Source organism: Sphingomonas sp., assembly GCF_031380695.1.
GTDB lineage: Bacteria > Pseudomonadota > Alphaproteobacteria > Sphingomonadales > Sphingomonadaceae > Sphingomicrobium.
In genome coordinates, this window is sequence record NZ_JANMWY010000074.1 from 1 (window position 1) to 5,633 (window position 5,633).

6 protein-coding genes are annotated in these 5,633 nt (G+C 63.9%); 2 read left to right on the forward strand and 4 right to left on the reverse strand.

Features of this window, described 5'->3' with window-relative positions; all coding sequences use genetic code 11:
* A partial coding sequence (locus RMN84_RS02910; RefSeq protein WP_309610706.1) for a dihydrofolate reductase family protein occupies positions 1-359 on the forward strand: 359 nt, incomplete at its 5' end.
* Positions 359-1,021, forward strand: a complete 663-nt coding sequence (locus tag RMN84_RS02915) for a glutathione S-transferase family protein (RefSeq protein ID WP_309610711.1) — start codon at positions 359-361, stop codon at positions 1,019-1,021. The genes RMN84_RS02910 and RMN84_RS02915, both read left to right, overlap by 1 nt.
* Here the strand turns inward: RMN84_RS02915 and RMN84_RS02920 are convergent.
* From RMN84_RS02920 to RMN84_RS02935, 4 genes are all read right to left on the reverse strand, one after another.
* The gene (locus RMN84_RS02920; protein ID WP_309610707.1) at positions 1,018-1,875 is read right to left on the reverse strand and encodes a MipA/OmpV family protein; all 858 of its coding nucleotides are present in this window, start codon (positions 1,873-1,875) and stop codon (positions 1,018-1,020) included. The genes RMN84_RS02915 and RMN84_RS02920 overlap by 4 nt on opposite strands.
* Positions 1,876-1,970: 95 nt before the next feature.
* Positions 1,971-2,309, reverse strand: a complete 339-nt coding sequence (gene fdxA / locus RMN84_RS02925) for a ferredoxin FdxA (RefSeq protein ID WP_309610708.1) — start codon at positions 2,307-2,309, stop codon at positions 1,971-1,973.
* Positions 2,310-2,437: 128 nt separating this feature from the next.
* On the reverse strand, positions 2,438-4,780 hold the full coding sequence (locus RMN84_RS02930) for an EAL domain-containing protein (RefSeq protein ID WP_309610709.1): 2,343 nt from the start codon (positions 4,778-4,780) through the stop codon (positions 2,438-2,440).
* Positions 4,781-4,927: 147 nt separating this feature from the next.
* Positions 4,928-5,506, reverse strand: a complete 579-nt coding sequence (locus RMN84_RS02935; protein ID WP_309610710.1) for an HD domain-containing protein — start codon at positions 5,504-5,506, stop codon at positions 4,928-4,930.
* Positions 5,507-5,633: the final 127 nt, after the last annotated feature.

A 5,633-nucleotide genomic window follows, 5' to 3' on the forward strand; every position in this document is an offset into this window, starting at 1 on the left:
GGGCCAATAGTCAGCGCATCGATGCGATCGAGAATTTGCGCGCGGTCAAGCAAAACGACGGCCCCGACCTCGTCATTCAGGGCAGCAGCACCCTCTATCCGCAGCTGCTCGACGCCGGGCTGCTCGACGAGCTGACGTTGATGGTGTCCCCGATCATCCTCGGCCAGGGCAAGCGCCTGTTTGGCGACGGCACGCCGCCGCGAACACTCAAGATGACCGGGCACCTTGTATCGGACGGAGGCACGATCATCGCCACCTATCAGCCTGTCGGCCCGGTCGAGACTGGCACCTACGTGACCACCCCGCCGAGCGAGCGCGAACAGGCTCGCCAGGCAGCGATGGCAGAGGGCCGCTGGTGATGCTTCAGCTCTTCGCCCATCCCTTCAGCAGCTATTGCTGGAAAGTCTTGATCCCGCTGTGGGCGGACCACACGCCCTTCGATTATCGCCACATCGAAGACGGCCATCCCGACGAACCGGCCAACGCCGCCATCGTGCTCGGGCGCTCTCCGTTCGGCCAGTTCCCACTACTGATCGACGGCGACCGGGCGATCTTCGAATCGACCCCGATCATCGATTATCTGGCGCTCCACCATTCGGGTCCGAACCGTTGGATCCCGGACGGCGAAGACGGCCTCCGCACTCGCTTCCTCGACCGCTTCTTCGATCTCCACGTCATGACCAACATGCAGAAGCTCGTCGGCGACCGGCTCAGGCCGGAAGGGCAGCGTGATCCGTTCGGTGTCGCCAAGGCGCGTGCCAACTTGGGCAAGGCATATGACTGGCTGGAAGCCGATCTCGGCGACGGACCCTGGGCCATCGGCGACACGTTCACGCTGGCCGATTGCACCGCCGCGCCGGCGCTGTTCTACGCCGACTGGGTCGAGCAAATCGGCCTGTCACGCCCGTGCCTCGTCGGCTATCGCGCTCGCCTGCTGGCGCATCCGGTTGTCGCCCGCGCGGTCGATGAGGGCAGACCCTACCGCGCCTATTTCCCCCTCGGTGCGCCCGATCGCGACTAGAAGGTATAGGCCAGCCCCGCGGCAGCGAGCCATTGCCCTGCCTTGCCGCGCTGGGCCACGATCGGCGAGCGCTTGAAATCGCCCTGCAGCTTCGAATAACCGACTGTCCCCGCAATCGCCCAGCCGTGGAGCAGGCTCCCGCTCAGCGACTGCAGCGCGATCAAATTGACCTTCCAGTCCTTGAGACCGCCCTTGCCCGAATACACCGGCAGTCCGGTCAGCGCCGCCTCGGTCGGCGAAATCGCGAAATAGGTATCTGCATAGCGTTTCTGGACGAAATCCAGCCCCGCCGACACACCGACGAACGTCGTGCGCGACAGTGGGGTCGAGAAATCGATCGCCGGGCTGATGATCGTCGACTTGTGGGCGTGGCCGACGTCGTGGACCACCTCGACCCGCAGGCCGAGCGAATCATAGGGGTTGGTCAGCCCGCGCGCCGACAGGCCGGCGAACCCGCCCAGCTCGATTGCCCTGCTCCGCTCGGGCAGCAGCTTGACGACCGCATCCTTGATGTCCCCTGTCCGATTGAGCCGGATCCCGGCGATCGGCCCGGCGCTTAGCGAGACCTTGCCCGTTCCACGCGGGACGACATTCACCGCCAGTGACGTCCCCCGGGTTGAGAAGCCAATGCCATGATAGCGGCCCCGCAGCGCCGCTGCGGGGGTCAGCCGATGATCGTTCGATCCTTCGTAATCGGGCACCAACGCCCAGCCCAGGCCGATCGTCAGCGAGTCGGAATCGTCATTGGGATCGGGTAGGTTGGTCGAAGCGGGCGGCGCGGCATCGGTCGACTGGGCAAGGGCCGGCGAAGCGGCACTGGCCAGCACGGCGAGAAGCAAAACATTGCGAAACATCTGGTCGTCCCTGTTCAATTCGTTGAACCGGGGACGCGTGAAATGCAGACTAGTTCCGAGGCCGTGACAATGTGACCGCCATTCTGACGCTTATGTCAGTCGCCCTGACCCGGCTCGCTGGAGAAATATTTGTCATATTTGCCCTCTTCGCCCTTATGCTCGTCGGCGTCGGCGGGGCTGTCCTTCTTGCGCGTGATGTTGGGCCATTCGGCCGAGAAGCTGGCGTTGAGCTCGAGCCATTTCTCGTTGCCGCTTTCGGTATCGGGCAGGATCGCCTCGGCCGGGCACTCCGGCTCGCACACGCCGCAATCGATGCACTCGTTGGGGTTGATAACGAGCATATTGTCGCCCTCGTAGAAACAGTCGACCGGACACACCTCGACACAATCCATATATTTGCAGCGGATGCAGGCGTCGGTGACGACGTAGGTCATGGGTCGAAAGCTCCTGTTGATCGTCTCCGTCGCTAAGAGGCGAGGGCGGCGTCGTCAACGGGTGCAGGCTGCTGGCACCACCAGCGCCGCTCGCCCCGAGCTTAACCTTTGCCGGGATTGCCCCGGGGCTAGCTCGCCATCTTCTGCTTGGCCGAAAGGCCGTGGACCATTTCGCTGGCGCGCTCGAAGCTCAGCGGGCGTCCGAACAAATAGCCCTGTATCGTGTCGCAGCCGAGGTCGCGCATCCGCTCGAAATCCTGCGCCGTCTCCACTCCCTCGGCGGTGATCGACATCCGGAACGACTTCGCAAGCTGTACAATCGACTGGATGATCGCGACATTTTCCGGCCGCGTGCCGGCCTCGCGAACAAAGCTGCCGTCGATCTTGAGCTTGTGGAACACGGCCTTGTTCAGATAGCCGATCGACGAATAGCCGGTACCGAAATCGTCGAGCGCGATGCCGACGCCGAGCGTACGGAGGCGGCGCAGCACGTCGAGCGTGGTGCCACTGTCACCGAGGAACACGCCCTCAGTCACTTCCAGCTCGAGGCGGTTGGCCTGCACCTTGTGCCGCGACATTGCCTGGCTCACCAAGTTGGGCAGTGCCGGCTGGATGAGCTGCTTGGGCGAGATGTTGATCGCCAGCGTGATCGGCTCGGGCCAGCTTGCGACCGCGCGGCACGCTTCCTCGATGACCCATTCGCCGATCGTCGGCATCAGGCCCGATTCCTCGGCGACCGGGATGAACACCGGGGGCGGCACTAGCCCGCGCTGGGGGTGGTTCCAGCGGATCAGCGCCTCGAATCCGACCAGCTTCTGGCTGCGCGCCGACACGAGCGGCTGGAACAGCAGGTGGAATTGCTTGAGCGAGATCGCCTGACGCAGGTCGGATTCGAGCCGCACCCGGTCTTCCTGCTCCGACTGAAGCTCGGACGAGAAATATTTGGCGACCCCGCGGCCGTCCCCCTTGGCCTCGTACAGCGCAAGGTCGGCCTTGAGAATCAAATCGTCGACCGTCGCCCCGTCGATCGGGCCGAAGGCACAGCCGATCGACACGCCGAGGATGATTTCGGTCTGGTCGATCTGATAGGGCTCGGCGATCGAGCGGATGATGCGGTCGGCCAGCCCCTCGATCTTGCGGCGGCTCTGCGCATCGCCGACGACGATCGCGAACTCGTCGCCGCCCATCCGTCCGACATGGCCGTCGGCGCCGACTTCGTCGCACAGCCGCTTGGCCACGGCCTGAAGCACCGCGTCGCCCTTGGGGTGGCCGAAGGTGTCGTTTACCGGCTTGAACCCGTCAAGATCGAGGAACATGATGGCGCAGGGCACATTGCCGGCGGTCGCCGTGCGCAACGCTTCGCCCAACAGCTGGCGCACGCGACCACGATTGGGCAGGCCCGACAGCACATCGACGTTGGCAAGGTGGGTCAGTCGTTCCTGCGTCTGACGCACCTCGGTGATGTCCGAGCCGACGCCGCGGAAGCCTTCGAAGCGCCCGGCAGTATCGATGATCGGGTCGCCGGCGATCGAAATCCAACGTGTCCCGCGAGCCGTCCCCAGCTCCATTTCGAGCGCGGTGAAGGTCTGCTTCTCGAGCAGCACCCGGCCGAGTTCGGCATGGCCGCCGAGCAGCGAGGGTAGCGAATGACCGAGGATCTGCGACGAGGGGCGGCCGAGCAGGGCGGTCATCCGGCTGCTGATGTAGGTGACGCGATTGTCGCTATCGATCTGCCACAGCCAACCGACGCCACGCTGTTCATATTCCTGCAGCAGCAGCGACGCGCTTTCGCTTTGCGAGCCGACCTCGGCGTTGGTTTCGAGCTGACGGAACGCCCAACGCGAAATGGCGAGGACGCCAAACACTGCCAGACCGAGCGTGAACAGAATCGAGAGCATATGGTCGAACGGAATACTGATCCGGGCGATCAGCAGTTCCGCCGACAGCCCCAGCACGAACATCACCAGCCACGCGCTGGCGCAGGCCGGAATCACGACCAGGCCGAGGGCGGCGGTGCCGAGCGCCGCAGTCAACGAGGCCATGATTATCTGGCTGCCGACATCGAGCCCTTCGAACAGGAACAGCGGCAAGGACAGCCACAGGGCAGCGCGAAGGGTCACATCGCCGATCATCAGCAGGCGCGGGACCTTGCGACCCGAACGCCCGACATGTGTAATCGCCTGGTTGCGCGACCATTGCATTGCGAAGAAATTGACCAGCGCGACCGCGACCGTCCAACCGATGAGGTACATGAGTGGCGCCGAGCCCCCCAGCGTCACCGTGGTCAGGGTGGCGGCGATGATGTTGGCGGTGGCGAAAAAGGCGGCGAGTTGCCCGCGCGACAGCAGCTGGATATCGCGCAGCGGCGAGCCGCCCTCGTCAGCCGGCGCCTGATTGGTCAGGCCGAGCGATTCGCCGCCCGGAAGACGGGCGGAAATCATCCGTTTGTAACGATCTGGTGCCTCGTACATTCCGCGTCCACTCAAGCTAGGCGGACGGCTTAGCGGCACGAGGGTTTAGAGCGGGTTAAAGAAATGGCGCCGCTGCAGACTTTAGCAATTCACGATGGACCGTTTTTCCCTTCGTCTAACGTCGGTTAGGAGATGTTGCGCGAGAACTCAGGCCAGTTTGTAAACCGTGTTCACCGGCGAAGCGAAAAGGCGGCGGACCATCGGCTCGAAGAAGGACAGGGGCTCGCTGTCATAGCCCGGATCGAACGCCGCTTGGTCGTAGAACTCGCAGAAGCGCCTGGTCGCTTCGAAATGAGGATTGTCCCGCACCGTTTCGCGCACGTCGCGGTCCATTCCGAGGAAATGGAAGTAATAATAGGCCTGGAACAGGCCGTGGTTGGCGCACATCCAGTGCAATTGCTCGCTAACGAACGGCTTGAGAATCGCGGCGGCGATGTCCGGGTGGTTATAACTGCCGAGCGTGTCGCCGATATCGTGAAGCAGCGCCATCACGACATAGGCTTCGTCCTCGCCGCCGCGATGGGCCCGGGTCGCGGTCTGCAGGCTGTGCTGGAGCCGATCGACCGGAAACCCGCCGAAATCGCCGTCGAGTAGGCGGAGATGGTCGAGGACGCGGTCCGCCAGCTCGCGGGCAAAGCTCTTGAAATGATCGCCGATGATCCGCCAGTCGCCTGCAGTCCCGTCCTCCATTGCGGTGAACGACGCGCGGTCGGGTTGTTCGTTCATCCGGCTAGTCTCCAGCCCGTCGCGGCAGATCCCGACGGTGCAAGGTCACTAAATGCTCTGCTTTGCGCGCGTCGGCAAGCGACGCCGGCAAGGGGCGGCAGCCGACGAAGCTGAACAAGCTGATGAT

Bases quoted from the DNA above. Each gene is read 5' to 3' on its own strand.
- RMN84_RS02915 (WP_309610711.1), top strand. From the start codon at position 359: ATGCTTCAGCTCTTCGCCCATCCCTTCAGCAGCTATTGCTGGAAAGTC.
- RMN84_RS02920 (WP_309610707.1), bottom strand. From the start codon at position 1,875: ATGTTTCGCAATGTTTTGCTTCTCGCCGTGCTGGCCAGTGCCGCTTCG.
- fdxA (WP_309610708.1), bottom strand. From the start codon at position 2,309: ATGACCTACGTCGTCACCGACGCCTGCATCCGCTGCAAATATATGGAT.
- RMN84_RS02930 (WP_309610709.1), bottom strand. From the start codon at position 4,780: ATGTACGAGGCACCAGATCGTTACAAACGGATGATTTCCGCCCGTCTT.
- RMN84_RS02935 (WP_309610710.1), bottom strand. From the start codon at position 5,506: ATGAACGAACAACCCGACCGCGCGTCGTTCACCGCAATGGAGGACGGG.